Here is a 26,627-nt window from a genome sequence, read left to right on the forward strand (position 1 = left end):
CGCGCCCCCTTTCCGCAGGGGGTGCGGGCATCGTCGTACCGAAGAGGCGTCAGTCCTCGCCCAGATACGCCTTGCGGACCGACTCGTCGTGCAGCAGATCCTGTCCGCTGCCGGAGAGCACGATCGAGCCGACCTCCATCACATGGCCCTGGTCGGCGAGCGAGAGCGCCGCCTGGGCGTTCTGCTCGACCAGCAGGATGGTGGTGCCCTGGGACTTCAGCTCCGCGATGGTCGCCAGGATCTTCTGCATCATGATCGGCGACAGACCCATGGACGGCTCGTCCAGCATCAGCAGCTTGGGCCGGGACATCAGCGCCCTGCCCATGGCCAGCATCTGCTGCTCGCCGCCCGAGAGGGTGCCCGCGGCCTGCTTGCGCCGCTCGCCCAGGATCGGGAAGAGGTCGTAGGCACGCTGGATGTCCTGCTCGATGCCGTCCTTGTCCTTGCGCAGGAAGGCGCCGAGCTGGAGGTTCTCCGCGATGCTCAGCCGCGGGAAGATGTGCCGGCCCTCGGGGGAGTGGGCCAGGCCCAGGGCGACGATCTTGTGCGCCGGGACGCCGGTGAGCGGCTTGCCGTCGAACAGGATCTTGCCACCGACCGGCTTGAGCAGCCCGGACAGGGTGCGCAGGGTGGTCGTCTTGCCGGCGCCGTTGGTGCCGATGAGGGTCACGACCTGGCCGGCCTCGACGCTGAACGAGATGCCCTTGACGGCCTCGATCTTGCCGTAGGCGACCCTGAGGTCCTCGACCTCCAGCAGTGCGGTCACTGGGTCTCTCCCTCTGTGCTGTCGGCGGAACCAGCCGCCTCGACCTCGGCCGCCCCGGCCTCCGTCGCCTCGCCCTCGGCATCCCGCGCGGTGTCGGCCTCGGCCGTACCGGCCGCGGTCGCCGCGGCCTTCGCCGTGTCCACCGCCTCGGCCGTGTCCGCCGCGGCCGCTCCGGCCTCCGCCGCCTCGACCTCCGCGGCCTCCGCGGCGCCCGGCTCGCCCTCGAAGGGCTCGCCCAGGTAGGCGGCGATGACCCGCTCGTCGGCCTGGACGACCTCGGAGGTGCCCTCGATCAGCTTCTCGCCCTGCACGAGCACGGCGACGCGGTCGCACAGATTGAAGATGAACCGCATGTCGTGCTCGATGACGAGGACGGCGATGCCCATGTCCCGGATGGCGAAGACCAGTTCCTCGGTGGTCCGGGTCTCCTGCGGGTTCATGCCCGCCGTCGGCTCGTCCAGGAGCAGCAGGCCGGGCTCGCTGGCCAGCGCCCGCGCGATCTCCAGCTTGCGCTGCTCGCCGTAGGGCAGATTGCGCGCCAGGTGCTCGCGCTTGCCGGCGAGGCCGACGAACTCCAGGAGTTCCAGGGCCCGCGCCTCGGACTCGCGCTCGGCCTTGCGGAAGCCGGGGCCGCGCAGCAGCGCCGACCACAGGCCCTCCTTGGTCCGCGTGTGGCGGCCCACCAGCACGTTCTCCAGAACGGTCATGTTGGCGAAGAGCCGGATGTTCTGGAAGGTACGGGCGATACCCGCCTGCGTCACCAGGTGCGGCTTGGGCGGCAGCACCTTGCCCTGGTAGGCGACGGTGCCCTCGGTGGGGACGTACAGGCCGGTGAGGCAGTTGAAGAAGGTGGTCTTGCCGGCGCCGTTCGGCCCGATCAGGCCGACGATCTCGCCGCTGTTCACCGTGAAGTCCACGGACCGTACGGCGGTCAGACCGCCGAACCGCATGGTGACGTCACGGGCTTTGAGTACAGGTGTCGTCATGGTTCCTTACGCCCCTGCCTTGGTGACGGCCGTGTCCTCGGACAGCGTCGTCTGTGCCGGTACGTCGAGCTGGCCGGTCTCGTGGAACTCCAGCTTGCGGCGGCGGTTGGCGATGATGCCCTCCGGCCGGAACCGCATGAGCAGGATCAGCGCCACACCGAAGGCGAGCAGCTCGTAGTTCTGCATGAACTGGAGCTTCTCCGGGATGAGGTAGAGCAGGCTGGCGCCGAGCAGCGGGCCGCTGACGGTGCCCATGCCGCCGAGGACGACGGCGGCCAGCAGGAAGGCCGAGTTGGGCGGGGCGGCGCCGGCGAACTGGTACGGCTGCGGGTTGACGCTGTAGTTCACATGCGCCATCACGGTGCCGGCCAGGCCGGCCAGGGAGGCGCCGAGCGCGAACGCGATCAGCTTGACCCTGAAGCCGTTGATGCCCATGGCGGTCGCGGCGGTCTCGTCCTCGCGGATGGCGATCCAGGAGCGGCCGATACGGGAGTCGGCGGCGCGGGTGAAGACGAGCACCACGATGGCCGTGATGATCAGCATCAGGAACAGGTAGTTGGCGAACCGGCCGAGGGTGAACGAGCCGAGGGTGTGGGCGTCGCCCAGGTTGAACCCGAAGAGCTGGATGTCGGGGATCTGGGTGATGCCGTTGGGCCCGCGGGTGATGTTCGGACCGGAGTCGCCGTCCAGGTTGTTGACGGTGATGCGGAAGATCTCTCCGAAGCCGAGCGTCACGATGGCCAGGTAGTCACCGCGCAGCCGCAGCGTCGGACCGCCGATCAGGACGCCGAAGACCAGCGAGGCGGCCATGCCGGTGAGCGCGGCGGCCCAGAAGGGGAAGTGGACCTGGAAGGGCGAGTACTCGGAGCCGGAGACCAGGGCGGCCGCGTAGGCGCCGACGCCGAGGAAGGCGACGTAGCCGAGGTCGAGCAGACCGGTGAGGCCGACGACGATGTTCAGGCCGAGCGCGACGGTGGCGAAGATGAGGATGTTCACGCCGATGTTGGCGTTGTGGTCGTTGCTCTGCGTGAACGGGAAGATCACGGCGGCCACGAACGCCAGGCAGGCCGCGAAGCCCTTGTGGCGGGTGGACATGGTCGTGTACCGGTCGAGGAGCCCGGCGTGCACCAGGCCCCAGGCGGCGAAGACGCAGATCAGCAGGAAGCCGATGAAGGTCTCGCTGTCGTCGTCGTCGATACCGATGCCGTAGGTGAAGACCACCAGGCCGAGGGCGGTGCCGACGGTGACGACGGCGCGTTCCACGAGCGGCGACAGGGTGCCGGGGCGGGGCTGGTCGGGCTTGGTGAGATAGCCCTTGAGACCGGTGCCCGGGGCCGGGTGCGGCAGGGCGAGGGCGCCGAGCACCGGAAGCAGGGAGGCCACCATCGCGACGTACGCGCCCGGGTCGAGGTTGACCAGTCCGCCGAGGTCGACGGCGATGGCGATACCGGTGAACCAGCAGACGGCGAACGCCGACAGGGCGGTCAGGAACACCGGGCTGGTGGCGCCCGCCGGGTTCAGCCAGCCGAGGCCCTTCACCCGCCACAGGGCGAGCGCGTACAGCAGGGTGAGCGCGCCGGCGACCAGGGCCAGGATCTGGAGTCCGGCCGGGTAGCCGTAGATGGTCAGATTGCCGGGGAAGTCGGGCGTCCAGGTCCAGCTCATGAAGGCGCTGGCGATGGTGCCGACCGCGCCGACGGCGATGAGCGGCCGGGCCACGGCGGCCGGGAGCGGCAGGGGGCCGCGCTCCGCCGGGGTCTGGAGGGTGGTGTCGGTCATGGTGCTCACGCCCTGTCCGCGACGCGTTCGCCGAGCAGACCTTGTGGTCTGAAGAGGAGTACGAGGATGAGGAGGACGAAGGCCCAGACCGGCGCCCAGCCCTGGCCGCCGAGCTGGTGCATGCCGGGGATGTCCGCGATGTAGGCGGTGGCCATGGCCTCGGCGATGCCGAGGACGAGTCCGCCGAGCATGGCGCCGTAGATGTTGCCGATGCCGCCGAGGACGGCCGCGGTGAAGGCCTTGAGGCCGGCGAGGAAGCCCATGTCGTAGGAGACCGAGCCGTACTTGAGGCCGTACGCGGTGCCCGCGACCGCCGCGAACAGGCCGCCGATGGCGAACGCGACCACGATGATGCGGTTGGTGTCGATGCCCATCAGCTGGGCGGTGTCCGGGTCCTGCGCGGTGGCCTGCATGGCGCGGCCGGTGCGCGAGAGCCGTACGAAGAAGGCGAGGATCGCCATGCACACCGGGGCGGCGATGATCAGGAAGAGGTCGCCGCTCTGCACGGTGACCGAGCCCAGGTGGTAGGGCCCGAAGGGCAGCTGCGGGAAGACCCGGGCGGCCTTGGCGTTCGGGTACAGGTTGAAGACGAGCTGCTGGAGCGCGAGCGAGAGACCGATGGCCGTGATGAGCGGCGCCAGGCGTGGCGCGCCGCGTAGCGGCCGGTAGGCGAAGCGTTCGGCGCCGACGGCGATGAGTACGGCGACCAGGGCGCCGCCGACGAGCATCGCCGGCAGGGCTATCCACATGGATATGCCGTCCGGCAGGACGAGATACACCGTGAGGGCGCCGAAGCCTCCCGTCATGAAGATCTCGCCGTGAGCGAAGTTGATGAGCTGGACGATGCCGTACACCATCGTGTATCCGATGGCGATCAGACCGTACATCGAGCCGAGGAACAGCCCGTTGGCCAGCTGCTGCGGCAGGGTGTTCACCGCATGGCCTCCATGTGGTGGGGAGAGTCAAGGGGGCGGTAGAGGGCGGGCCGCGCGGTGACGGTGGTCGGTGCCGCGCGGCCCTGGAGTCGCGATGGGTGCCGCGGGCTACTTGGGGTTGGCGACGCCGCTCTTGACGGACTTCCACGCACCGTTGACGACCTGGTAGACGGTCAGCTGCTTGTTCGTGGTGTCACCGAACTCGTCGAACGAGATCTTGCCGGAGATGCCGTCGAAGGAGTTGTGCTGCACGGCGTCGACGACCTGGGCGCGGGCGTCGTCGGGGAGCTTGCCGTCCTTGATGACCTGGCCGACGGCCTTGATGATCGCGGTGGTGGCGTCGTAGGAGTACGAGCCGTAGGTGCCGTAGTCACCGGGGTACTTCTTGGCCTTGTAGGTGGCCACGAAGTCCTTGGCGGCGGGCAGGGTGTCGACCGGGACGCCGATGGAGGTCGCGAGGTCGCCCTCGGCGGCCTTGCCGGCGGTCTTGATGTAGGTCGGGGTGAACATGCCGTCGCCGCCGAACAGCGGGATGTTGGCGCCGGCGTCCTTGAGCTGCTTGGTCAGCACCTGGGACTCGTCGTACTGGCCGCCGTAGTACAGGATGTCGGCGCCCGAGTTCTTGATCTTGGTGACGAGGGTGGAGAAGTCGCGGTCGCCCACGCTGACGTGGTCGGTGCCGATGACCTTGCCGCCCTGCTTGGCGAACTGCTCCTTGAAGATCTTGGAGAGGCCGGCGCCGTAGGTCTGCTTGTCGTCGACGACGAACGCCTTCTTCTTGTGCAGACCGTTGTAGGCGTAGTCCGCCGCGAAGGCGCCCTGGAGGGCGTCCGTGGTCGCGGTGCGGAAGTAGTTCTTGAACGGGCGGACCTTCTTGGTCTGCCAGTCCTTGCCCTGGGTCAGCTCCGGGGCGGTGTTCGACGGGGAGATCTCCACCAGGTTGGCGGTGTTCAGGACCTGCTGCATCTGGGTAGCCACGCCCGAGTTGAGCGGGCCGACCACACCGAGGACGTCCTTCTCGGCGACCAGCTGGGTGGCGTTCTGCTGGCCGGTGGCCGGGATCGCCTTGTCGTCCAGCGCCTTGACCTTGAAGGTCACGCCCGGGACCGTCTTGTTCTTGTTCGCGTCGTCGACCGCTATCTGCGCGCCGTACTGGATGCCGAGGCCGGTCGCGGAGTTCTGGCCGGTCAGCGGCGCGTCCACGCCGATGGTGACCGTCACGTTGCCGCTGTCGCCGCCCTTGCTGTCATTGTTGCGGGAGCCGCAGGCGGTGAGAGTCAGAGCTCCGGTCGTCAGAACGGAGGTAAGAATCACCAGAGAACGCTGTCGCACAATCGATCCTTTCCGCAGGCATGAGCGGTCCCTGGAACGGGACGGCGTAGAGCCGCGTTGGTACCGAACTCCCGTTGGAGCGGTGACTGGCCGTGACTCTAAGCCCGCTATGGAGACCTGGGCAGCGCCGTAGGCGTCCTTGTGACTTTCTTGTTATGACGGCGTGGACGGGAAAGTTCCGCCAGGGATACTCTCGGCCGATTTGGCGGAATTTCCTCACGGTCCACATTTTGAGAATGCGCACTTCCGGTTGGCCCTCGGGCCGAGGTCGCGGGCCGGTGCGCCTGGTGCCCCCGGGGCGCCCGGGGAAGATCACCCAGGGGCGCGCCCCCGCGGGGGAGCCAAGGGGTGCTTATTGCGCGCACGTTACGCAGCGTTACGCCGAAAAAGAAAGGTGCGGTATGCAGCAATTTCGGGCGGCCGGATGCCGATATCCGCACCCCGGCCCCGGTGGGCGTCAAGGGGTCGTTCCGGCCGGACGAGGGAATTCCACTTCGCCATATGCGGGATGACGCCGCATCGGTGACAAAAAGGCCCGGTCGCACCCCTTTTGGGGAGTGGACCGGGCCTTTTGGTGAGGGAACGTCAGACGGCTGCGGGCGCCTGCTCGCCGTTCCGTGCGCCGAGGTCACGGAGCATGCAGGTCAGCCGCGCGCTGCACACCCGGCGGCCCTGCTCGTCGCTGATGACGACCTCGTACGTCGCCGTCGAACGGCCCCGGTGCACGGGCGTGGCCACACCGGTCACCAGACCCGAGCGGATCCCGCGGTGATGCGTGCAGTTGAGGTCCACGCCGACCGCGACCTTGGTGCTGCCGCCGTGCAGCATCGCGCCGATCGAGCCCAGCGTCTCCGCGAGCACCGCCGAGGCGCCGCCGTGCAGCAGTCCGTACGGCTGGGTGTTGCCCTCCACCGGCATCGTGCCGACGACCTTCTCGGCGGACGCCTCCAGGATCTGCACGCCCATCCGCATGCCGAGGTCACCGGCCGAGAAGAGTGCGGGCAGGTCCACGCCGAGCGCCGCGTACTCCTCGATGACCTCCTGCGGGAACTGCACCTGCTGCTGCTCGCCCATGAGCCGGCTCCGTTCGTCGTACACCTGTCTTAACCTGAGCGAACGCTCAGTCGGTCGCCGATTGTTCCAGACGGCCTTCCACGTGCGCCTCCAGGCGTACGACCACCGACTTGCTGGCCGGGGTGTTGCTGGTGTCGGCGGTCGCGTCCAGCGGCACCAGCACATTGGTCTCCGGGTAGTACGCCGCCGCGCAGCCCCGGGCCGTCGGGTAGAGCACCACCCGGAAGCCGGGCGCCCGCCGCTCCACGCCGTCCCGCCACTCGCTCACCAGATCCACGTACGTCCCCTCGGCGAACCCGAGCGAACGCGCGTCCTCGGCGTTCACCAGCACCACCCGGCGGCCGCCCGTGATGCCCCGGTAGCGGTCGTCCAGGCCGTAGATCGTGGTGTTGTACTGGTCGTGAGAGCGCAGCGTCTGCAACAGCAGCCGGCCCTCGGGCAGTTCGGGGTACTCCACCGGTGCCGCGGTGAAGTTCGCCTTGCCGGTGGCGGTCGGGAAGCGGCGCTCGTCGCGCGGCGCGTGCGGCAGCGCGAAACCGCCGGGCCGGGAGACCCGCGCGTTGAAGTCCTCGAACCCCGGGACCACCCGCGCGATCCGGTCGCGCACGGCCGCGTAGTCCTTCTCGAATTCCTCCCACGGCACCACGCTGCGCTCCCCGAGCACGGCGCGCGCCATCCGGCACACGATCGCAGGCTCGGACAGCAGCCGCGCGCTCGCGGGCGCCAGCCGGCCGCGCGAGGCGTGCACCATGCCCATGGAGTCCTCGACGGTCACGAACTGCTCGCCGCTCGCCTGCTCGTCGCGCTCGGTACGGCCCAGGGTGGGCAGGATCAGCGCCCGCGCGCCGGTGACCGTGTGCGAGCGGTTCAGTTTGGTCGACACATGCACCGTCAGCCGCGCCCGCCGCATCGCCGCCTCGGTCACCTCGGTGTCCGGGGACGCGGAGACGAAGTTGCCGCCCATGGCGAAGAACACCTTCGCCTCGCCGTCGCGCAGCGCGCGGATCGCCCGTACGACGTCGAAGCCGTGCTCCCGGGGCGGCGCGAACCCGAACTCCCGCTCCAGGGCGTCCAGGAAGGCGGGCGCGGGCCGCTCGAAGATGCCCATCGTGCGGTCGCCCTGCACGTTCGAATGACCGCGCACCGGGCACACGCCCGCACCCGGCCGGCCGATGTTGCCGCGTAGCAGCAGGAAGTTGACGACCTCGCGGATCGTCGGCACGGAGTGCTTGTGCTGGGTCAGACCCATCGCCCAGCACACGATGGTCCGCTCGGAGGCGAGCACCAGTTCCAGCGCCTGCTCGATCTCCGCGCGGCTCAGACCGGTCGCGGCCAGCGTCTCGTCCCAGTCGGCGGACTCCGCCGCCTTGGCGAACTCCTCGAATCCATGCGTGTGTTCGCGCACGAACTCCTCGTCGACCGCGCCGTCCGCCTTCAGGATCAGCTTGTTGAGGAGCCGGAAGAGCGCCTGGTCGCCGCCGATGCGGATCTGGAGGAACAGATCGGTGAGCGCGGCGCCCTTGAGCATGCCCTGCGGGGTCTGCGGGTTCTTGAACCGCTCCAGGCCCGCCTCGGGCAGCGGGTTGACGCTGATCACCTTCGCGCCGTTCGCCTTGGCCTTCTCCAGCGCGGACAGCATCCGGGGGTGGTTGGTGCCCGGGTTCTGGCCCGCCACGATGATCAGATCGGCCTGGTACAGGTCCTCCAGGAGAACGCTGCCCTTGCCGATGCCGATGGTCTCCGTGAGCGCCGAGCCCGACGACTCGTGGCACATGTTCGAGCAGTCTGGCAGGTTGTTCGTGCCCAGCTCGCGCGCGAAGAGCTGGTACAGGAACGCCGCCTCGTTGCTGGTGCGGCCCGAGGTGTAGAAGACGGCCTCGTCCGGGGAGGCGAGGGCGGCGATCTCCTCGGCGATGATGCCGAAGGCGCGCTCCCAGGTGACCGGCTCGTAGTGCGCCGCCCCTTCGGGGAGGTACATGGGGTGGGTGAGCCGCCCCTGCTGGCCCAGCCAGTACCCGCTCCTGGTCGCCAGGTCGGCGACGGGGTGCGCGGCGAAGAACTCCGGAGTGACCCGGCGCAGGGTGGCCTCCTCGGCCACCGCCTTCGCGCCGTTCTCGCAGAACTCCGCGGTGTGCCGGTGCTCCGGCTCCGGCCAGGCGCAGCCCGGGCAGTCGAAGCCGTCCTTCTGGTTCACCCGCAGCAGCGTCAGCGCGGTGCGCCTGACCCCCATCTGCTGCTGGGCGATCCGCAAGGTGTGCCCGATGGCCGGCAGCCCCGCCGCCGCGTGCTTCGGCTCCGCGACCTGCGGCGCGTCCTGCACCGGATCACCCTTGGGCGGCTTCGTCGCCATCGCACGCTCCTCTTCGACTGCGTGTACCACGTACGGGGCCGATCCTCCCATGGGGCACTGACAGGGGGAATGGGCGGCTCCAGGGGGCGAGGAAGGGGCGAGGCGGGGGCGACAGGGCGCGACGAGGGGGCGACGAGAGGGCTGGGGCGCGTCTGCGAGGCCGGGCGTGTCCCCGAGCGCCGGCGCCGCTTACCGCCCCCTCCCGTTACCGCCCTCCCGGCGATACGGGACCGCCCCGAGGCGCCCGGTTCGGTCGCCGGGCGGCCGCCGTCGTCGTACGCGATCGCCTCGCGGTGCCGCCCCGTGAGCCGCCCCGGGGTCCGTGGCGGCTCGCCCCGCCGCAGGCCCCCTCGGGCCTGGCCCGGTGGCGCCGAACCGGGTCCGCCCTGCGCCGTCCGCCCGGCCGCCGGAGGCACACGCGGTCCGGAGTGTCAGTGGGGCGTGGCAGGATCGGTGGCGTGGCAGAGACAGCATCGAAGAAGACCGACAAGACCCCCGGCGGCTCCCGTCCCCGGCTGATGCTCATGGACGGGCACTCGCTGGCCTACCGCGCGTTCTTCGCGCTGCCCGCGGAGAACTTCACCACCGCGACGGGCCAGCCGACGAACGCGATCTACGGTTTCGCGTCGATGCTGGCCAACACCCTGCGTGACGAGGCGCCCACCCACTTCGCCGTGGCCTTCGACGTCTCCCGCAAGACCTGGCGCTCCGAGCGCTTCACCGAGTACAAGGCGAACCGCTCCAAGAGCCCCGACGAGTTCAAGGGCCAGGTCGAGCTGATCGGCGAGCTCCTGGACGCGATGCACGCGCCGCGCTTCGCCGTCGACGGCTTCGAGGCCGACGACATCATCGCCACCCTCGCCACCCAGGCCGAGGCCGAGGGTTTCGACGTACTGATCGTCACCGGCGACCGCGACTCCTTCCAGCTGGTCAGCGAGCACACCACCGTGCTCTACCCGACCAAGGGCGTCTCCGAGCTGACCCGGTTCACCCCGGAGAAGGTTCTGGAGAAGTACGGCTTGACGCCCGCCCAGTACCCGGACTTCGCCGCCCTGCGCGGCGACCCGTCCGACAACCTCCCCGGCATCCCCGGCGTCGGCGAGAAGACCGCCGCGAAGTGGATCAACCAGTTCGGCTCCTTCGCCGAGCTGGTCGAGCGCGTCGAGGAGGTCAAGGGCAAGGCGGGCCAGAACCTCCGCGACCACCTGGAGTCGGTCAAGCTCAACCGCGTCCTCACCGAGCTGGAGCGCCAGGTCGAGCTGCCGAAGGCGGTCACCGACCTGGAGCGCGCGCCGTACGACCGCAAGGGCGTCGCGCTGGTCCTGGACACCCTGGAGATCCGCAACCCGTCCCTGCGCGAGCGCCTTTTCGCCGTCGACCCCGGATCCGAGGAGGCCGACACCACCCCGGTCGCCACCGAGGGCGTCGAGGTCGACGGCACCGTCCTGCGCACCGGCGAGCTGACCCCCTGGCTCGCCGAGCACGGCACCCAGCCCCTGGGCGTCGCCACCGTCGACACCTGGGCGCTGGGCGCCGGCTCGGTCGCCGAGGTCGCGCTGGCGGCGGCCGGGGGAGCGGCCGCCTGGTTCGACCCCGCGGAGCTGGACGAGGCCGACGAGAACGCGTTCGCGGCCTGGCTGGCGGACGCCGAGCGCCCCAAGGTGTTCCACAACGCCAAGGGCGCCATGCGCGTCTTCGCCGAGCACGGCTGGAGCATCGAGGGCGTGCGCATGGACACCGCGCTCGCCGCCTACCTGGTCAAGCCCGGCCGGCGCTCCTTCGACCTGGACGCGCTGTCCCTGGAGTACCTGCACCGCGAGCTGGCCCCCGCCGCCGCGGCCGACGGCCAGCTGGCCTTCGGCACGGACGAGGCCGCCGAGGCCGAGGCCCTGATGGTCCAGGCCCGTGCCGTCCTGGACCTCGGCGAGGCGTTCGAGGGCCGCCTGGAGGAGGTCGGCGCCGCCGATCTGCTGCGCGACATGGAGCTGCCCACCTCCGCCCTGCTCGCCCGCATGGAGCGGCACGGCATCGCCGCGGACCGCGCGCACCTCGACGCGATGGAGCAGATGTTCGCGGGCGCCGTGCAGCAGGCCGTGAAGGAGGCGCACGCGGCCGCGGGCCACGAGTTCAACCTGGGCTCGCCCAAGCAGCTCCAGGAGGTCCTCTTCAACGAGCTGGCCCTGCCCAGGACCAAGAAGACCAAGACCGGCTACACCACGGACGCCGACGCCCTGGCCTGGCTCGCCACCCAGACGGACAACGAGCTGCCGGTGATCATGCTCCGCCACCGCGAGCAGGCCAAGCTCCGGGTCACCGTCGAGGGCCTGATCAAGACCATCGCGGGCGACGGCCGTATCCACACCACCTTCAACCAGACGGTGGCCGCGACCGGCCGGCTGTCCTCCACGGACCCGAACCTCCAGAACATCCCGGTCCGCACCGACGAGGGCCGGGCGATCCGCCGCGGCTTCGTCGTCGGCGAGGGCTTCGAGTCCCTGATGACCGCCGACTACAGCCAGATCGAGCTGCGCGTGATGGCCCACCTCTCCGAGGACGAGGGCCTGATCAGGGCGTTCACCTCCGGCGAGGACCTGCACACCACGGCCGCCTCCCAGGTCTTCGGCGTCGAGCCGGCCGCGGTGGACGCGGAGATGCGCCGCAAGATCAAGGCGATGTCGTACGGCCTGGCGTACGGCCTGTCCGCGTTCGGCCTCTCCCAGCAGCTGAACATCGAGGCGGGGGAGTCCCGTGCCCTGATGGACGCGTACTTCGAGCGCTTCGGCGGAGTCCGCGACTACCTGCGCCGCGCCGTGGACGAGGCCCGGGCCACGGGCTACACGGCGACCGTCTTCGGGCGCCGCCGCTATCTGCCCGACCTCAACAGCGACAACCGCCAGCGCCGCGAGGCCGCCGAGCGGATGGCCCTGAACGCGCCGATCCAGGGCACGGCGGCGGACATCGTCAAGATCGCCATGCTCAAGGTGGACACCGCCCTGCGGGGCGCGGACCTGAAGTCCCGGATGCTGCTCCAGGTCCACGACGAAATCGTCCTGGAGATCGCCCCCGGCGAACGCGCCCGCGTCGAGGAGCTCGTCCGCCAGGAGATGTCCGGCGCCGTGACCCTCCGGGCTCCCCTGGACGTCTCGGTCGGCGTCGGTCCGGACTGGGAGTCGGCCGCGCACTAGCCCGCGCCGCAGCGCCGTGGGAGCCGCCGCATCCGGGCGGCACCCGGGCCGTACCGGTGAGGGGGTGCCGTATTCCGTCGGAGTACGGCACCCCGCGGCCCGCGCAAGCCGGAATCCCCCATTCCGATCGGGTACCACAAAGACGGCTCAACCCCCGGCGGGACCGTCACTCACGTGGCCCCCGTCAAAACGCCCCGCACCCTCCGCAGCCGCAACACTGCGGGCATGGGTATACGCATGCTTCACCGCCGGACGCCCGAGGCAGTGACCCGGGTCTGGGCGGACACCGCCTCGGCGCAGGCACTGCCCGCCTCGCCGGTCCCGGCCCTCGCGGCCGACGCAAGCACCGCCCGCATCCCCGCCGACCCGGCCACGACCGTCCGCAGGGCCGCCAGGAACGTCCGGCGCAGCCTCAAGGACCGCACCGCCCGGACCGGGGCCGCCGCCCGCGCGGGCCGTGCCCCCGACTGGCGCCAGTGGGCCGATCTGGCCCGCGGCTATCTCGCGCTCACGCTCACCCTGATCCCGAGATCCCGCCCCCGCCCCACCCTCACGGTCTTCGTCGCCCCCCTCGCCGAACGCCCGGCCCGCCACGATCCCCGCGACCCCGGACCGCGCACCGCCTTCTAGGGCCGGGCCTCCCCCCTCCCTCCAACTCAAGAGCGGGCCATTGTCACCGCCCTGGCGGACCGTCGGGCGCGCCCACCTCAACGACAGGTGGCCAACCGGTGAAAATCGGGCATGAACGGGTGCCCCGGCAAAGCAAGTTGTCGTAGGGTCGCCTGCGGCGCCGTGCCGGGCGCACGGGCCGGACGACGTCACACAGGTGAAAGGGCGGCACAGGGGCAACCGGAACGCCGGGTCGTACGTCAGACCAGGGCGGGACACACATACGTGGATACGGACGCACGACGTCCTTGGGAGGGGTTCACTCTATGGCGGCGCATTTCGGCAGGCGGCTGCGCAAGGGGGCGGCGACCACCGCCGTGGCCGCGGCAGCGGTCGCGGCTCTCTCCGCGTCCCAGGCTCCGGGAGCGACCGGCGACGACCACGGCAGACAGGCGACCGCCGGTGCGTCCGCTCCCGTACCGGACCCCACCGGCGACGACGCCACGGGCAACTCGCCGTACTACACGGACCTGCCGCCCCTGAACAGTCCCAACCCGAGCCCCTCGCCGAGCGCCGGCACCCCCGTCGCCCAGGGCGCCGCCGAGGCCGGCATACCGGCCACGGTCCTCGACGCCTACAAGAAGGCCGAGGCGGAGCTGCGCACCTCCAAGCCCGGCTGCAACCTGCCCTGGCAACTCCTCGCCGCCATCGGCAAGGTGGAGTCCGGCCAGGCCCGCGGCGGCGAGGTCGACGCCTCCGGCACCACCCTGCGGCCGATCCTCGGCCCGGTCCTCGACGGCAACGGCTTCGCGCTCATCAAGGACACCGACCACGGCGCGTACGACGGCAACGCCCAGTACGACCAGGCCGTCGGGCCCATGCAGTTCATCCCGTCCACCTGGGCCTGGGCCGGCCGCGACGGCAACGGCGACGGCAAGAAGGACCCCAACAACATCTACGACGCCGCCCTCGCCGCCGGCCACTACCTGTGCCGCGGCGACCGGGACCTGTCCCAGGCGGCCGACCTGCACGGCGCGATCCTCGGCTACAACAACTCGCAGGACTACCTGAACACCGTCCTGTCCTGGATGGAGTACTACAGCAAGGGCACCTACTCCGTGCCCGACGGCACCGGCGCGGCGCCCGGCCACCGCAGCGACGACGGCACCCCGCGCACGACGCCGTCCACCCCCGCCGAGCCCGCGAACCCGCACCAGGGCAAGCCGGGTTCGAAGGACCAGGGCGGCGACCCGAGCCCCTCGCCGACGCCGTCGAAGCCCGGCGGCGGCCAGGACGGCGGCGACCCGGCCCCGCGGCCGCCCGGAACGCCCGACCCGACCACGCCCACCCCCACCGACACGGTGGACCACCTGGAGAACGCGGGCACCGCCACCGCCGAGCTCACCGCGACCGCCGGGGACGCCTTCACCGGGACGATCAGCACCCGCGCCGAGACCAAGGCGGGCGCAGCCGTGGCCAAGGTCAGGATCCGGTTCACCATCTCCGGGGACACCGACGCCACCTTCACCGGCGGCGAGGACGTGGCCACGGTCGCCACCGACAGCAAGGGCGTCGCGAAGGCCCCCGCGCTCCAGGCGGGCGAGAAGACCGGCGACTTCAAGGTCACCGCCACCGTCGTGGGCCGCTCGCTCAAGGGCGTCGACTACCAGGCGACCGTCACCGAACGCCCCGCCGACACCCTGACCGCCACCACCGACGGCGACACCCCGCTGACCTGCACCCCCGGCGGCGCGTTCGCCGACCAGGTCCAGCTGAAGGCGACGTACAAGGGCGCCGTCGCGGACAAGGTCGCGGCCACCGCCACCCTGATCAAGTCCGCCACCGACGCCACCGAGAACGACAAGGGCCCCTACTTCAAGGACGCCACCACCGGCAAGGCCGTACGCACCCTCACCGGTCTGAAGACGGACGCCAAGGGCCTGTTGACGCTGCCGAAGCTGTACGCGGACGACACCACCGGCACGTTCCTGCTGCGCGTCACCACCCCCGGCGGCGGCACCCTCACCGTCCAGCTGACGGTGGCCGCCGACGGCACCGCCACGGCGAGCCCGTCCCCGTCCCCGAGCGCGTCGGCGACCTCCTGAGCCGACCGGACCGCCACGGCGCCCTCCCCGCTTCCGGCCGGGAGGGCGCCGCCGTTCGTGGGCGCACCGCTGTTCTCATCTCGCCCGCCCGTTGCTACGGTGCCCGGACCTGACGACGCATCAGGAACCGCCAGGACACCGACCGGCCACCGGGAGGCCCCGCATGCGCGCCCTGATCGCCGCCGCGACCGGCCTCGCCCTCGCCTTCGCCCTGGTCCTCACGATCGCCGCCCTCGGCGCGCCGTCCGGCCGCACCTCACCGAAACCGCTGCTGACCACGGTCCCCGCACATCCGTAACCCGCCCGGGAGGGAGGCCGCGATGCGCCGCAAGGCAAGCCTGATCCTGCTCGCCTGTGCCGTCTTCTGCGCGGCACTGTCGCCACTGACACGCTGGTATGCCTTTCCGCGCCTCGCCCGGATCCCCGCGAACCAGTACCAGGACGTCGTCCTGGAGGCCAAGAACGCCACCCTCCTCGACTACGGCACCATGCGCGCGAAAAAGGTCCCCCAGGTCACCATCGTGCAGACCCTCAAGGGCGATGTGACGGCCGCCGAGAAGATCGAGAAGAGCGCACACCGGCCGGTCGTCGTCTGGAACGCCCTGTCCTACGTCCAGGGCCCCGACGGCAAGATGGTCTCCGAGGTCCCCGAGCGCTACATCTTCGACGCCCACAGCCAGGCCCCCGTCCACGCCACCGGCGAGATGGTCGACGGCGACCCGGTCCAGCGGACCGGCATCGAGTTCAAGTGGCCCTTCCTGACCCAGAAACGCGACTACGAGTACTTCGACGCGCAGACCCGCACCACCAGCCCCATCCACTACAAGGGCACCCGCGAGTTCCACGGCCTGAAGGTCTACTACTTCGAACAGACCGTCCCCTGGACCAAGGTCCCCCTGCCGAAGTCCATGCCGGTCAAGGGCATCACCCCGCAGACCGTCGCCAAGACCGGCACCACCCGCTGGTACACCACCGTGCGCCGCTTCTGGGTCGAACCGGTCACCGGCGCACCGGTTTACGGCGAGGAGATCCACCAAGAGGAACTGCGCGGCGGCACCCTGCTCGGCGGACGCGCCAAGGTCACCGCGTTCGCCGGGGACGTGAAGATGCGCGAGGACTACGTCGAGCACACGGTCGCCCTCGTCAAGCACAACCGCACCCTCGTCCTCGCACTCACCTCCTACGTCCCCTGGGGCTCCCTGGCCCTCGGCCTGCTCCTGCTCGCCCTCTCCCTCGTCCTGGAGGCCCGCGCCCGCCGCCCCGGGGACCCAACGCCCGCCCGGGCGGCGGAACCGCGGCCGGTCAGCGCCTGAGCCGTGCGTTGGTGTGCCGGGTGGGCTCGGCCGCCGCCGGGTCCTCCGGCCACGGGTGCTTCGGATAACGGCCGCGCAGCTCGGCCCGCACGGCCCGGTAGCCGTCCCGCCAGAACGACGCCAGATCGGCCGTCACCGCGGCGGGCCGCCCGGCGGGGGAAAGCAGATGCACGAGCAGCGGCACACCCGCCACCGACGGCGTCTCGCGCAGCCCGAACATCTCCTGGAGCTTCACCGCGAGCACCGGCCGCTCCGGATCCCGGTAGTCGATCCGGATCCTGGACCCGCTCGGCACGGTCATCCGCTCGGGCGCCAGCTCGTCCAGGCGCACGGCCTCCCCGCTCGCCCAGGGCAACAGCCGCGCCAGCGCCTGCCCGGCGTCGATCCGGGCGAGATCCGCCCGCCGCCGGGCCCGGCCCAGCTCCGGCTCCAGCCACCGCTCCGCACCCGCGTGCAGCGCCTCGTCCGACACATCCGGCCACGGCTCCCCGAGCCGGGCACGCAGAAACGCCAGCCGCAGCCGCAGCACCTGAGCGTCCGGCGTCCATCGCAGCAGCGCGGGCCCCTCCTGCCGCAACCCTTCGAGCAGCGCCGCGCGCACCAGCTCAGGCGCGGCGTCCTTCAAGGGCCGCACCGCCAGCTCGACGGCCCCGAGCCGCTCGATGTGCCGGGCCACGACATCGCCGTCCGCCCAGCGCACCTCGTCCCGCTCGTCCAGCGCCGCGCCCGCCGCCGCCCGCGCCACCTCCTCCGACACCGCGGCCCCGAGCCGCACCCGGGCATGCCCCTTCCCGCCCGGCCGGTCGGCCACGGCCACGACGACCCACGGCGCCCCCCGCAACGCCGACCCCTCCACCACCTCGGCCCGCGTCCCGGACACCATGAGGTACGACCCGCCGTCCGACTTCCCGACCCGCTCGGGGAAAGCGAGCGCGGCGACCAGCCCGACGAGGCCGTCCGCACCGGCACCGGCCGGCGGGATCGGCTGCGCGGGGCCCCGGATCCCGGTGCCCGGCCCAGGGCTCACCCGGGGCCCGCTCTCCCGGCCGGGCGGACCGGAGAACTCCGCCGCGACGGACCGCAGCCGCCGTACCTCCGCCGCCCACCGCCCCGCGTAGCCGTCACCCCCGCGCCGGGCGGAGCGCAAAGCGCCGGCGAGATCGTCGCCGTACTCCCACGGCACCTCCTCCGAGAGCAGCGCGACCACCTCCGCCCCCGCCCCGGACGTGTCCAGCAGGGCCCGCCCCAGCCGCGGGTGCAGCCCGAGCCGGGAGAGCCGTACGCCGCGTTCCGTCGCCCGCCCCGCGGAGTCCACCGCGCCCACCGCCACCAGCGCGGCACGCGCCGCCGCCATCGCACCGCCCGGCGGCGGATCCAGCAGCGCAAGACCCGAGGCGTCCGGATCGCCCCAGCAGGCCGTCTGGAGCGCGAACGACGTCAGGTCGGCCACCTTGATCTCCGGCGCCGGGAACGCCGGCAGACGGCCGTCCTCGGCCTCCGCCCAGCACCGGTACACCGCACCAGGCGCCTCCCGCCCGGCCCGCCCCGCCCGCTGCCGCCCCGCCGCCCGCGACGCCCGTACAGTCGTCAGCCCGCTGAGCCCCCGCGCATGATCCACCCGGGGCTCCCGGGCCAGCCCCGAGTCCACCACCACCCGCACCCCGGGCACCGTCAGCGAGGACTCCGCGACCGATGTCGTCAGCACCACCCGCCGCCGCTCCCCGACAGACAGCACCGCCTCCTGCACGGCCGCGGGCGCCCGCCCGTGCACCTGGAGCACCTCGATTCCGGCCGGCGCATCCAACTGCGCGGCCACCCGCGCGATCTCGCCGACCCCGGGCAGAAAACACAGCACGTCACCGTCCCGCTCGGCCAGCGCCCGCCGCACCACCGACGCCACATGCGCCAGCAGTACGGGGTCCACCCGCATCCCGTGCGGCGGCCGCACCGGACGCGCCGGAGGCGCCCACACCACCTCCACGGGATGCGCGGTCCCCGCCGCCTCGACCACCGGCGCCCCGCCCAGCAGCCGCGCCCACCCCTGCGCGTCCGTGGTCGCCGACGCGGCCACCAGCCGCAGCTCCGGCCGCAGCGCCTGCCGCACGTCCCACAGGAAGGCCGCCACCGTGTCGGCGTCCAGATGCCGCTCGTGGCACTCGTCGAGCACCACGACGTCCACTCCGGCCAGCTCCTGATCGCGCTGGAGCCGCTGGAGCAGCACACCCGTGGTCACGACCTCCACCCGCGTACGCCGCCCCACGGCCCGCTCGCCGCGCACCGTGAAGCCCACGCTCTCGCCGGGCCGCTCGCCCAGCAGCCACGCCATCCGGCGCGCCGCCGCACGCGCCGCGATCCGCCGCGGCTCGGCCACCACGACCCGCCGCGCGGGCCCGTCCCCGACCAGCCCCGCCAGCACCAGCGGCACCAGGGTCGTCTTGCCGGTACCGGGCGGCGCCACCAGGACGGCGGCGCCGTCGGCCGCGAGCGCGTCGGTCAGGGCGGGCAGGGCGGCGCGCACGGGCAGCGCGTCCAGGGCGTCGTAACGGATCACGTCTCAAGTGTCGTACGACGGCCGAACCCGCCCCCGCGTCCCCGATCGGGGAGGTTTCAGTCCCGCTCGCACACGAAGACGGCGGTACCCGGGATCAGACCGCCCCGCAGCGGGGACCAGCCGCCCCACTCCGAGCTGTTCCAGACCGGCCACTCCGGCTCCACCAGGTCCACCAGGCGGAACCCGGTGGCCACGATGTCGCGGACCCGGTCGCCCAGCGTCCTGTGGTGCTCCACGTAGACCGCCCCGCCCCGCTCGTCCTGCTCCACATAGGGCGTGCGGTCGAAGTACGAGGCGGACACCGACAGGCCCTCGGGACCCGGCTCGTCCGGGAACGCCCAGCGGATCGGATGGGTCACCGAGAAGACGAACCGGCCGCCGGGCCGCAGCACCCGCCGCACCTCGCTCAGCACCAGGCGCGGATCCGCGACGAACGGCAGCGCGCCGTACGCCGAGCAGGCCAGGTCGAAGGAGCCGTCCGCGAAGGGCAGCGCGCCCGCGTCCGCGCACACCAGCGGAAACGATCCGCCGATGCGCAGCGCGTGCTGGAGCTGGCGGTGCGAGAGATCCAGGGCCACCGGACGGGCGCCCTGGGCGGCCAGCCAGCGCGCGCACTGCGCCGCGCCCGCGCCGATCTCCAGGACCTCCTTGCCCTTCAGCTCCTCCGGCGGGCCGAGCAGCTCGGCCTCCACCTCGTCCAGACCCTCCGGGCCCCACACGAAGCGGTCGTCGCCGAGGAACGTGCCGTGCTCGACCTGGTACTCGTCCGCGTTGCGGTCCCACCAGCCCCGGTTGGCCCGGCTGCTCTCCGTGACATCGGCGGCACGGCGGGTGGCTTCGGGCTCGAACCCCTCGGGCTCGGGCCGTTCGGACTCTTGGATGATCGGCTCCCTCGTCGTAATCTTCCGTCCCGACCCACCGGACGGCGGTACGCCGTGGACGGGGTCGCACGGCCCTGCCGCGCGGTCTTGTGGGACATTTTGTGCCGGGTATACGGCGATCCGCCCCGGGTGTGCGCCTTCGCGCATTGACCCTTTCCGGCTGCCCCCGTATGCTACAAGTTGCGCTGCGGGCCTGCGCGCCTCAGACGTAGCAGGCTGCGCTCGCATCTGTATGTATGTCCCCTCGGTTTTCGAGGCGCCACCGGGCACCCGGTGTCCTGAAAAGGTGGCGCTTCCTTGGCTGTCCGGCTTCTGCAGAGCGAAACAGGCTCCCGGCGTAAGCAGTACCTACGACTTCAATGTCCGTACCGGAGCCCTTTCCCACATGACGAGCAGCACCGAGACCACCGCCACCACCCCGCAGGTAGCGGTCAACGACATCGGTAACGAGGAAGCCTTCCTCGCCGCGATCGACGAGACGATCAAGTACTTCAACGACGGCGACATCGTCGACGGCGTCATCGTGAAGGTCGACCGGGACGAGGTCCTGCTCGACATCGGTTACAAGACCGAAGGTGTCATCCCGAGCCGCGAGCTCTCGATCAAGCACGACGTCGACCCGAACGAGGTCGTGGCCGTCGGCGACGAGATCGAGGCCCTTGTCCTCCAGAAGGAGGACAAGGAAGGCCGCCTGATCCTCTCGAAGAAGCGCGCCCAGTACGAGCGTGCCTGGGGCACCATCGAGAAGATCAAGGAAGAGGACGGCATCGTCACCGGTACCGTCATCGAGGTCGTCAAGGGTGGTCTCATCCTCGACATCGGCCTCCGTGGCTTCCTGCCGGCCTCCCTGGTCGAGATGCGCCGTGTCCGCGACCTCCAGCCGTACGTCGGCAAGGAGCTCGAGGCCAAGATCATCGAGCTGGACAAGAACCGCAACAACGTGGTCCTGTCCCGCCGTGCCTGGCTGGAGCAGACCCAGTCCGAGGTCCGCCAGACGTTCCTCACGACCCTCCAGAAGGGTCAGGTCCGCTCCGGCGTGGTCTCCTCGATCGTCAACTTCGGTGCCTTCGTGGACCTGGGTGGCGTCGACGGTCTGGTCCACGTCTCCGAGCTGTCCTGGAAGCACATCGACCACCCCTCCGAGGTTGTCGAGGTCGGCCAGGAAGTCACCGTCGAGGTCCTCGACGTGGACATGGACCGCGAGCGCGTCTCCCTGTCGCTGAAGGCGACCCAGGAAGACCCGTGGCAGCAGTTCGCCCGCACCCACCAGATCGGCCAGGTCGTGCCCGGCAAGGTCACGAAGCTGGTTCCGTTCGGTGCGTTCGTCCGCGTGGACGAGGGCATCGAGGGTCTGGTCCACATCTCCGAGCTGGCCGAGCGCCACGTGGAGATCCCGGAGCAGGTCGTCCAGGTCAACGACGAGATCTTCGTCAAGGTCATCGACATCGACCTTGAGCGTCGTCGCATCAGCCTCTCGCTGAAGCAGGCCAACGAGTCCTTCGGCGCCGACCCGTCGGCCGTCGAGTTCGACCCGACCCTGTACGGCATGGCCGCGTCCTACGACGACCAGGGCAACTACATCTACCCCGAGGGCTTCGACCCCGAGACCAACGACTGGCTCGAGGGCTACGAGAAGCAGCGCGAGGAGTGGGAGCGCCAGTACGCCGAGGCGCAGTCCCGCTTCGAGCAGCACCAGCAGCAGGTCATCAAGTCCCGCGAGGCCGACGCCGCTGCCGCGGCCGAGGGCGGCGAGGCTGCGGCTCCGGCCGCGACCGGCGGTGGCTCGTACTCCTCCGAGGGTGCGGACACCTCTGGCGCCCTGGCGTCGGACGAGGCCCTGGCTGCGCTGCGCGAGAAGCTGGCCGGCGGCCAGAGCTGATCGCAGGCCGCTGAGGCTTGGCAGGTAGCTGCTGAGGGGCTCCACCTTTCGGGGTGGGGCCCCTCAGGGTTTTTCGGGCGTTCTTGCGGTCGTATCTCGGGTGCGGGTCCGTCGTGGCTGGTCGCGCAGTTCCCCGCGCCCCTTCAGCCGGCCACCTGGATGTTGGTGAGGCCCTTGCCGCCCGTCACCGTGTTCGAGGTGTAGACCGTCGTCTTGCAGTCAGCGCTGTAGTTGGTGACGTTGATGGCCAGCTGGGTGGGGCCCGTGGCGCCGGTCAGGGTCGAGTGGTTGTCCTTGAAGACCGTGCCGCAGCCCCAGCCGGGTTGCTGGCTGTGGGTCTGGTAGCCGTCGTTGCTGGTGCGGGTGCCGGTGTTGTTCTGGACCAGGACGTCATCGCCCTTCACATCGACCCAGGAGTCGTCGTAGTTCGCGCCGGTCAGGCCGCTGCCGTCGAAGGTGTTGCCGATGATCCGGGTGCCGGTCGTGCCCTCCTTGACGTCGACGTTCTCGCCGCCCACGTCAGGGCCGATGGTGTTGTCGAGGATCTGGACGCGGTCGCTGTTGTCGGACAGCGTGTTGGCCGTGCCGACGTAGACGCCCTCGCCCATGCCGCCGCCGTCGTTCCCGGTGTCGTAGATCCTCGAGTTCCTGATCACGCCGTCCGTGCTGGAGTCGCGGAAGTGCACGCCCTCCATGGCCAGGCCGTGCACCGTGACGCCGTCCACGATCACGCCCTGGGACGCGTCGATCATGATGCCCTTCTGGCCCCCGGTCACGGTCAGCCCGCTGACCGTCCAGTAGGAGGCGCCGTTCAGATGGAGCCCGTAGCCGCCGCTCGTGGTGAGGACGGCCCCGGCGGAGCCGGTGAGGGTGATCCGGGCGGACGCCATGGCCGGCGCGGTCGCGTTGAAGTTGCCCTTGTAGGTGCCGTCCGCCAGATGGATCGTGGCGCCGGGCCGGGCGTTCGCGAGCGCGGTCTTCAGCTGGGCCGCGGTCGTCACCTCGACCGTCGAGGCGGCCATGGCCGGAGCCGGGCCGGTGAGCAGCAGACCACCGGTGACGGCGGCCGCGGCGAGCAGGGAGGTGAGCGGCATGGATATGCGCATGGGGGTGCCTTCCTGTCCCAGGGGCGAGCTCTTACGTGAAACCGGGCGATCTCATACGTGAATCGCGGCCGTCATGGTGAACAGTGCACCGTGAAGGTACGGACCAGGTGACGGAGCGTCAAGACGGCCTGCGAGAGATCGCTGATCAGCGGCGTGTCGCGGGAATGCCCCCGTTCCAGGGCGCGTTGTAGCGGAGGAACAGGAGGAGGAGCGGTCACAGTGCTTGATCCGCAGGGTTTGTACGCATGGGAGCCGAAGGGCCTCGCCGTGGTCGACATGGCGCTCGCCCAGGAATCGGCCGGCCTTGTCATGCTCTACCACTTCGACGGATACATCGACGCGGGCGAGACCGGTGACCTCATCGTCGACCGGATGCTCGACTCGCTGCCCCACCAGGTCGTCGCCCGGTTCGACCACGACCGGCTCGTGGACTACCGGGCCCGCCGGCCTCTGCTCACCTTCAAGCGCGACCGCTGGACCGACTACGAGACCCCGGCCATCGAGGTCCACCTCGTCCAGGACACCACCGGCGCCCCCTTCCTGCTGCTGTCCGGGCCCGAGCCGGACGTGGAGTGGGAGCGCTTCTCGACGGCGGTACGACAGATCGCCGACCGGCTCGGCGTCCGCCTGGCCGTGAACTTCAGCGGCCTGCCCATGGGCGTCCCGCACACCCGCCCCGTGGGCCTCACCCCGCACGGCAACCGCACCGACCTGGTCCCCGGCCACACCAGCCCCTTCGAGGAGGCCCAGGTGCCCGGCAGCGTGGAGCAGCTGGTGGAGTACCGGCTGATGCAGGCCGGTCACGACGTCCTGGGCGTCGCCGCGCATGTCCCGCACTACGTCGCCCGCTCCCCGTACCCGGACGCCGCGCTGACCGTCCTGGAGGCCATCACCGCCGCCACCGGCCTGGTCCTGCCCGGCATCGCGCACTCCCTGCGCACGGACGCGCGGCGCACCCAGACCGAGATCGACCGGCAGATCCAGGAGGGCGACGAGGAGCTGACCGCCCTCGTCCAGGGTCTTGAGCACCAGTACGACGCGGCGGCCGGCGCCGAGACCCGGGGCAACATGCTCGCCGAACCGGTGGAGATCCCGTCCGCCGACGAGATCGGGCGCGAGTTCGAGAGATTCCTCGCGGAACGCGAGGGAGAGGCCTGAGCGCCCGAGCCCGCCTGGGCTTCCGCCGCTGTCCGGCCTCCGGTCCTGCCACTGTCGGTGGCAGGGCCTAAGCTTCCGCTCATGCTGAAAGTTGGCCTGACCGGCGGGATCGGCGCCGGCAAGAGCGAGGTGTCCCGGCTGCTCGTGGAGCATGGAGCCGTGCTGATCGATGCGGACCGCATCGCACGGGAGGTGGTGGCCCCCGGCACGCCCGGCCTCGCCGCCGTGGTCGAGGCGTTCGGCCCGGACGTCCTCACCGAGGACGGCAGCCTGGACCGGCCCCGCCTCGGCTCGATCGTCTTCGCAGACCAGGACAGACTCGCGGTCCTCAACTCGATCGTGCATCCCCTGGTCGGCGCCCGCTCCCGTGAGCTGGAGGAGGCCGCGGCCCCCGACGCCGTGGTGATCCACGACGTACCCCTGCTCACCGAGAACGCCCTGGCGCCGTTCTACGACCTCGTGATCGTCGTGGACGCGAGCCCCGAGACCCAGCTCGACCGGTTGATACGGCTGCGCGGAATGACCGAGGAGGACGCCCGCGCCCGCATGGCCGCCCAGGCCACCCGCGAGCAGCGGCACGCGATCGCGGACATCGTGATCGACAACGACGTGCCCCTGGACGCGCTGCGCAAGCGGGTCGACGCGGTCTGGGACGACCTGGTGCACCGGGCCCACGCACGCTCCACCGGGGACCGGCCCGCGGAATAGCGGACCGGGCAGGGGCGTTGAACCTCGGGAACAAGGGAAGGACTCTGCCGTGCCCGAGACCAGCGGTTCCCCCGGACCCACTCCGGAGACGCATGTCATCGATTTCCGTGCCGCCGAGCAGCTGCTCCGCGCGCGGGATCCGCGGGGCGCGGTGAAGCTGCTCGACGGAGTCATCGCCGCGCATCCCGAGAACACCGCGGCCCGGCTGCTGCGCGCGCGTGCCTTCTTCGCCGCCGCGCAACTGCGGCCCGCCGAGCTGGAGTTCACCATCGTCCTGGAGCGTGAGCCGGACAACGCGTTCGCGCACTTCGCGCTGGCCCGCACCTATGAGCGCCAGGGCCGCGCCGACCAGGCCAAGCGCCACTTCCGGCTGGCCGCGGCGCTGGACCCGAACCCGGAGTACCTGAAGGCGGCCCGTTTCGACGGCTGATGCCGTGCTGGTGACGGCGGACGTCCGTCAGGGGTGCCGGTGGCGCGGCGGCCTGGGGTAGGAGGGGCCGCGCTGCGGCATCCGCGGGTAGCGGGGCCCATCGTCGTCCGGCGGCCGGTACGGCGGCACATCCCGGCCCGGCTGGTAGTGCGGACCCTGCCGGAGATGCCGGACGATCACGGCGAGGTCGACGGTGACGATCAGCAGCAGCACCCCGCAGGCGGCCGCCCAGCCGGGGCGTCCGACGAGCGCGAACACCGCCGTGCCGAAGACCGCCCAGACCAGCCCCCACACGCTCAGCCACAACCGCGCCCGCAGAGCACTGCGCGCGGTCGCCGGTTCACTGCCCGTACGCATCGGATCACCACTCCTTCTTGCAACGTACTCTCCGGGGCGGTGGGGTGCACCCAGCGGTGAGCGGGCGGCGGCCGGAGGCGGCGGGGAGGGCGCGCCTCGGCGCCTCGGCCGGGTTTCCGCGCCGCCGGGTCTCGCGCCGCTGGTTCTCGCGCTGCCGGTTCCCGCGCCGCCCGGGTCTCGCTCGGTCGGCTTCCTTTCCGCCATTCCGCTCGTTCCCGGTTCCGCGAGTTCCCGTTCCGCGGCGAATCGCTCGAACGGATGAACCGTGGTCGAACGGGAACGGGAGGGCGGCGACGGGCCGTTCTTCGGGCATGACGGTCGAGATGCGTGAGGGATACGAGGGCACAGGCACGGGTGCGATCACCCCGGACGGCTGCGCGGTGGAGGTCTACACGCGGCTGCCGATCGGACCGGAGCCGGACATCATCGCCGCGGCGGTACCGGCCGGGACGCACATCCTGGAACTGGGCAGCGGAGTGGGCCGGATGACCCACCCGCTGCTGGAACGCGGCTTCGCGGTCACCGCGGTGGACGAGTCCGCGGACATGCTCGCCCGGATCCACGGGGCACGCACCATATGCGCCCCGATCGAGGAACTGGACCTGGACGGCGAGAAGTTCGACGTGGTGCTGCTCGCCTCGTTCCTGGTCCACGCCGGTGACGAGGAGGTGCGCCGGGGCCTGCTGCACACCTGCGCCCGCCATGTGGCCGACGGCGGCTGCGTGCTCATCCAGCGAGAGGGCGCGGGCTACCACACCGATGTACCGAGAGAACGGATCGACCCGGCCGGCTTCACGGTCCGCGTCGCCTCGGTGACCCCTGTCGGCGACGGAGTGGACTCCGTCCATGTCGAGTACGACTTTCCGGACGGCACCTGGACCCAGACCTTCGTCTCCAGGCCCCTGACGAAGGAACAGTTCGAATCGGCACTGGCGGAGGCGGGACTGGAGGTGGACAAGTACCTGACGACGGACGGGATGTGGGTACGGGCCGTGCGGCTTGCGCGGTAGGTGCCGAGCGGGCGCGGTGGGCGCCCAAGGGGGGCACGACGGGCGTCAGGGAGACGCGGTGGGTGTGACGTGGACGCTGTGGCCGGATGCGATGCGGCGGACGCTGTGGACCG

At 71.2% G+C, this 26,627-nt stretch carries 21 protein-coding genes; 10 read left to right on the forward strand and 11 right to left on the reverse strand.

Annotation, left to right across the window (positions count from 1 at the left end):
* Window positions 1-49: 49 nt before the first annotated feature.
* The 7 genes from AB0N90_RS09450 to AB0N90_RS09480 all read right to left on the reverse strand — a co-directional run bounded on the left by AB0N90_RS09450 (window position 50) and on the right by AB0N90_RS09480 (window position 9,222).
* Window positions 50-766 (reverse strand): ABC transporter ATP-binding protein, encoded by a 717-nt coding sequence (locus AB0N90_RS09450; RefSeq protein ID WP_085564227.1) that lies wholly within the window; start codon window positions 764-766, stop codon window positions 50-52.
* Window positions 763-1,752 (reverse strand): ABC transporter ATP-binding protein, encoded by a 990-nt coding sequence (locus AB0N90_RS09455; RefSeq protein ID WP_365194381.1) that lies wholly within the window; start codon window positions 1,750-1,752, stop codon window positions 763-765. The genes AB0N90_RS09450 and AB0N90_RS09455 overlap by 4 nt, the downstream gene beginning before the upstream one ends.
* Before the next feature lie 6 nt (window positions 1,753-1,758).
* Window positions 1,759-3,531, reverse strand: a complete 1,773-nt coding sequence (locus AB0N90_RS09460; protein ID WP_365194755.1) for a branched-chain amino acid ABC transporter permease — start codon at window positions 3,529-3,531, stop codon at window positions 1,759-1,761.
* Between the two features lie 5 nt (window positions 3,532-3,536).
* Complete coding sequence (locus AB0N90_RS09465) at window positions 3,537-4,466, reverse strand: branched-chain amino acid ABC transporter permease (protein WP_361670804.1); 930 nt, start codon at window positions 4,464-4,466, stop codon at window positions 3,537-3,539.
* A 108-nt stretch (window positions 4,467-4,574) separates the two neighbouring features.
* A complete protein-coding gene (locus AB0N90_RS09470; RefSeq protein WP_086809864.1) occupies window positions 4,575-5,783 on the reverse strand; it encodes a branched-chain amino acid ABC transporter substrate-binding protein in 1,209 nt (402 codons plus the stop codon).
* A 600-nt stretch (window positions 5,784-6,383) separates the two neighbouring features.
* The gene (locus AB0N90_RS09475) at window positions 6,384-6,872 is read right to left on the reverse strand and encodes a hotdog fold thioesterase (RefSeq protein ID WP_037653226.1); all 489 of its coding nucleotides are present in this window, start codon (window positions 6,870-6,872) and stop codon (window positions 6,384-6,386) included.
* A gap of 46 nt (window positions 6,873-6,918) precedes the next feature.
* Window positions 6,919-9,222 (reverse strand): FdhF/YdeP family oxidoreductase, encoded by a 2,304-nt coding sequence (locus tag AB0N90_RS09480; RefSeq protein ID WP_365194385.1) that lies wholly within the window; start codon window positions 9,220-9,222, stop codon window positions 6,919-6,921.
* A 458-nt stretch (window positions 9,223-9,680) separates the two neighbouring features.
* Between AB0N90_RS09480 and polA the strand changes: the two genes are divergently transcribed.
* The 5 genes from polA to AB0N90_RS09505 all read left to right on the forward strand — a co-directional run bounded on the left by polA (window position 9,681) and on the right by AB0N90_RS09505 (window position 16,434).
* Window positions 9,681-12,407, forward strand: coding sequence for a DNA polymerase I (gene polA / locus AB0N90_RS09485; protein ID WP_365194387.1), 2,727 nt, complete (start codon window positions 9,681-9,683; stop codon window positions 12,405-12,407).
* A 225-nt stretch (window positions 12,408-12,632) separates the two neighbouring features.
* The gene (locus AB0N90_RS09490) at window positions 12,633-13,037 is read left to right on the forward strand and encodes a hypothetical protein (protein ID WP_365194390.1); all 405 of its coding nucleotides are present in this window, start codon (window positions 12,633-12,635) and stop codon (window positions 13,035-13,037) included.
* 305 nt (window positions 13,038-13,342) lie between these two features.
* Window positions 13,343-15,121: a lytic transglycosylase domain-containing protein gene (locus AB0N90_RS09495; protein ID WP_365194392.1), complete on the forward strand. Its 1,779-nt coding sequence runs from the start codon at window positions 13,343-13,345 to the stop codon at window positions 15,119-15,121.
* A gap of 163 nt (window positions 15,122-15,284) precedes the next feature.
* Window positions 15,285-15,419: an SPW_0924 family protein gene (locus tag AB0N90_RS09500; protein WP_106979860.1), complete on the forward strand. Its 135-nt coding sequence runs from the start codon at window positions 15,285-15,287 to the stop codon at window positions 15,417-15,419.
* 22 nt (window positions 15,420-15,441) lie between these two features.
* Window positions 15,442-16,434 (forward strand): DUF3068 domain-containing protein, encoded by a 993-nt coding sequence (locus AB0N90_RS09505; RefSeq protein ID WP_365194395.1) that lies wholly within the window; start codon window positions 15,442-15,444, stop codon window positions 16,432-16,434.
* Here AB0N90_RS09505 and hrpB read toward each other — a convergent pair.
* Together hrpB and AB0N90_RS09515 are read right to left on the reverse strand one after the other, a co-directional pair.
* Window positions 16,424-18,985: an ATP-dependent helicase HrpB gene (gene hrpB / locus AB0N90_RS09510; RefSeq protein WP_365194397.1), complete on the reverse strand. Its 2,562-nt coding sequence runs from the start codon at window positions 18,983-18,985 to the stop codon at window positions 16,424-16,426. The two genes, AB0N90_RS09505 and hrpB, sit on opposite strands and share 11 nt — an antisense overlap.
* A 56-nt stretch (window positions 18,986-19,041) precedes the next feature.
* A complete protein-coding gene (locus AB0N90_RS09515; RefSeq protein ID WP_365194399.1) occupies window positions 19,042-20,013 on the reverse strand; it encodes a class I SAM-dependent methyltransferase in 972 nt (323 codons plus the stop codon).
* Between the two features lie 238 nt (window positions 20,014-20,251).
* Here AB0N90_RS09515 and rpsA point away from each other — a divergent pair, with 238 nt between their 5' ends.
* Complete coding sequence (gene rpsA / locus AB0N90_RS09520; RefSeq protein WP_085564219.1) at window positions 20,252-21,745, forward strand: 30S ribosomal protein S1; 1,494 nt, start codon at window positions 20,252-20,254, stop codon at window positions 21,743-21,745.
* A gap of 143 nt (window positions 21,746-21,888) precedes the next feature.
* On the opposite strand, the gene AB0N90_RS09525 is transcribed toward rpsA, so the two are convergent.
* A complete protein-coding gene (locus AB0N90_RS09525) occupies window positions 21,889-22,851 on the reverse strand; it encodes a right-handed parallel beta-helix repeat-containing protein (protein WP_365194401.1) in 963 nt (320 codons plus the stop codon).
* A gap of 219 nt (window positions 22,852-23,070) precedes the next feature.
* Here AB0N90_RS09525 and AB0N90_RS09530 point away from each other — a divergent pair, with 219 nt between their 5' ends.
* From AB0N90_RS09530 to AB0N90_RS09540, 3 genes are all read left to right on the forward strand, one after another.
* Window positions 23,071-24,009 carry a PAC2 family protein gene (locus AB0N90_RS09530; protein ID WP_037653234.1) on the forward strand — a complete coding sequence of 313 codons (939 nt, stop codon included), beginning with the start codon at window positions 23,071-23,073 and terminating at the stop codon, window positions 24,007-24,009.
* 81 nt (window positions 24,010-24,090) lie between these two features.
* Window positions 24,091-24,717 (forward strand): dephospho-CoA kinase, encoded by a 627-nt coding sequence (gene coaE, locus AB0N90_RS09535; protein ID WP_365194403.1) that lies wholly within the window; start codon window positions 24,091-24,093, stop codon window positions 24,715-24,717.
* A gap of 49 nt (window positions 24,718-24,766) precedes the next feature.
* Window positions 24,767-25,147 (forward strand): tetratricopeptide repeat protein, encoded by a 381-nt coding sequence (locus tag AB0N90_RS09540; RefSeq protein WP_365194404.1) that lies wholly within the window; start codon window positions 24,767-24,769, stop codon window positions 25,145-25,147.
* 27 nt (window positions 25,148-25,174) lie between these two features.
* Here AB0N90_RS09540 and AB0N90_RS09545 read toward each other — a convergent pair whose 3' ends face one another.
* Window positions 25,175-25,504: a DUF6343 family protein gene (locus AB0N90_RS09545; protein ID WP_361670780.1), complete on the reverse strand. Its 330-nt coding sequence runs from the start codon at window positions 25,502-25,504 to the stop codon at window positions 25,175-25,177.
* A gap of 311 nt (window positions 25,505-25,815) precedes the next feature.
* Between AB0N90_RS09545 and AB0N90_RS09550 the strand changes: the two genes are divergently transcribed.
* Window positions 25,816-26,514, forward strand: coding sequence for a class I SAM-dependent methyltransferase (locus tag AB0N90_RS09550; protein ID WP_365194406.1), 699 nt, complete (start codon window positions 25,816-25,818; stop codon window positions 26,512-26,514).
* Window positions 26,515-26,627 lie beyond the last annotated feature (113 nt).

It is taken from the genome of Streptomyces sp. NPDC093018 (assembly GCF_040684035.1).
GTDB lineage: Bacteria > Actinomycetota > Actinomycetes > Streptomycetales > Streptomycetaceae > Streptomyces > Streptomyces murinus.